Origin of the sequence: Synechococcus sp. R6-7 (assembly GCF_047461695.1) — a bacterium.
Lineage (GTDB): Bacteria > Cyanobacteriota > Cyanobacteriia > Thermostichales > Thermostichaceae > Thermostichus.
This window is the reverse complement of the sequence record NZ_JANSHS010000493.1, coordinates 1-2,432: the sequence shown is the minus strand read 5'-3', so window position 1 is coordinate 2,432 and position 2,432 is coordinate 1. Positions and strand designations below refer to the sequence as shown.

The 2,432-nt window shown below is 58.6% G+C and carries 2 protein-coding genes; both read right to left on the bottom strand.

Translation table 11 applies throughout. The features are described from left to right. Positions 1–120: 120 nt before the first annotated feature. Complete coding sequence (locus tag NW815_RS13305; RefSeq protein ID WP_414416113.1) at positions 121–1,035, bottom strand: alpha/beta fold hydrolase; 915 nt, start codon at positions 1,033–1,035, stop codon at positions 121–123. 184 nt (positions 1,036–1,219) lie between these two features. After that, positions 1,220–2,170: a LysR substrate-binding domain-containing protein gene (locus NW815_RS13300; protein WP_414390820.1), complete on the bottom strand. Its 951-nt coding sequence runs from the start codon at positions 2,168–2,170 to the stop codon at positions 1,220–1,222. Between the last annotated feature and the right edge of the window lie 262 nt (positions 2,171–2,432).

Genomic DNA, 2,432 nt, shown 5'->3' with positions numbered 1-2,432 from the left:
CTGCGAAGCAGTCAGGGCCGGGTAGTTTACGCGTTCCCCTTGGGCGGCGCTCCGTCGCCTATCGGGCATCGCCATCTGGCAAGCGGCATTCCTCTCTCGGCCATACGCTACAGCCCCAGCTCAAAGCCCGCATTGGGCGGAAAGGGCTGTGTCGAGAAATTCCCGAATTAGGGGCAGCACCTGTTCCCCATGCAAGGCAGGGATGGCGTGGCCGGCCCCGGCCAGGATCTTGAGCTGAGCCCCAGGGATCCCTTCGGCATAGGTTTGGCAGTGCCAGAGGGGAATGGTGTCGTCCTGTTCGGCGGCGATCACCAGGGTGGGGGCCTGAATGTAGTTGAGATAATGTTCAACCGTATCGACAGCAGCTTGTGGGCGCAGACGTTGTCGGAGAAATTGCCGAGCGACCGGCTGCTGACGCAGGGATCCCCGCAACCACAAGAGCTGGGCCAGCTTGTCTTCCCAATGCCACCAGCGGGCCAGCGGAGCGATCGCCCGCAACAGCCAATCCACCCAAGCGCTTTCCCAGAGCAAGGGCCGCAAATGGTTGTAGCGTCTCACAAAGCTGTCGTCGCGGATCCCGGCAGGAGCCAACAAAACCAACCCCCGCAGCGGATACCGCACGGCGTAAGCTGCCGCCACCCATCCCCCAAAGGAATGGCCCACCAAAACCGGAGCAGCTAGGCCCAGCCTTTGGACAAATCCGCGCACAAACTCTACTTCTGCAGCGATGTCGTAGTGCAAGGCCGGTTGGCCGGACTGCCCGAACCCCAGTAAATCCAAGGCAATGCAGCGATATTCGTCTCCCAACCCTTGCATCAGCGGCCACCAGTTGGCATGAGTGGCCATAAAGCCATGCAGAAACAGCAGTGGGATCCCTTTTCCCCACTCTCGATAGGCAGCCCAACAGGACTCTGCCCCTGCGATGCTCAGCCCTTTCAATTCCACCCTGTGCAGCGGGATCCCTTGAACGCGGGCCTGTAACTCCGCCAAGCGCTGGGCCAGGGGGAGTCGTTCCAACAGCGTTTGCCTGGTCATCGGCTTGGGGTCAGTAGACACAGACAGATTCAGCAGATGCAGTTTCTTCCGGAGCAGCATTGGCTACAGCGAATGCACCTATACGGAAATATCTCTCGTATCTCTTTGAACAGGGATCCTGCTCAATCCACCGGAATCTACCTGGGATCCCATCAACTCGGAAAAGGCCGTAACGCATCGCAACTTAGCCGATCAACTGCAAATGGGGCGGGGGAGTTTTCAGCCAGTCTTGGCGGGTCAGCAGCCCTTGGAGGAAGCGGGTGGCTGCCTGCGATTGATAGCGCTCCGGGTTAAAAGCCAGCCAGAGGGTACGCCGTATCTGTAGCCCTTCCACCGCCAGCTTCCGGAACCGCCCCTGTTCCACATCGGATCCCACTGCCACCATGGACAGAAAGGCCACCCCCAACCCCGCCTGGACAGCATTTTTGATCGCTTCAATCGAGCTGAGTTCCAGCCGCACGTTCAATTGAGCCGGGTTAATGCCGTGGCGGTTCAGCACCCGATCGATGGTTTGCCGAGTGGAAGACTGGGGATCCAAGGTGATGAAGGGCAAAGCCAGCAGATCCACAAGCGCAGGAGAGTCGATGGCACACCCGGGAGCACCGACCAACACATATTCATCTTCCGCCAGAGCCATCACCTTCAAGTGCCGCTGCAGCTCAAAGGGGATCTCCCCGCCAACAATGGCCACGTCCAACTGGCCGTCCACCAATTTCTGGGCAATTCGCCGCGTGGATTGCACCAAGAGCTGTACGGAAATTTGTGGATAGCGGCGGTGATATTGGGCGATCAAAGAAGGCATGACATAGGTGCCCACCGTTTGGCTGGCCCCCAGAACCAGATGCCCCCGCTCCATTTCTTGCAAATCCGCCAGCGCCTCGATGGTTTCACGGCACAGCTTGAGGATGCGCTCGCTGTACTGCAGCACCACTTTCCCGGCATCCGTCAGCTCCACCTTGCGCCCACTGCGGTCGAACAGCACCACCCCCAACTGTCGCTCCAGGTTCTGTACTTGCAAGCTGACGGCAGGCTGGGAGACAAACAGGCTATCGGCAGCACGGCGAAAACTACCCTGCTGGGCAATTGCCCGCACGATGAGGAGCTGATCTAGAGTAAACGGCAACTCATCCGCCATAGGGAACTCCAAACCTCACAGTGGGATCCCTTACGTTTCCCTGAAAAGCTGGGCAGCCCGCGTTTGGAAACCCACACGAGATCATCATAAACAAGCGAGAAATCCCAAGAGAGCAGCTCAACCCTTTCCCGGCAGCTCGGCTCTGAGGGGTGACCAACCAAGATGTGGAGAGGAAAGCTCAGAATCTTCAGGCTGTTTCACTGCCATTCGGAGCAGCTATGCCCACAATACCTACCTGATACATTTACGCTGAACACTGCTG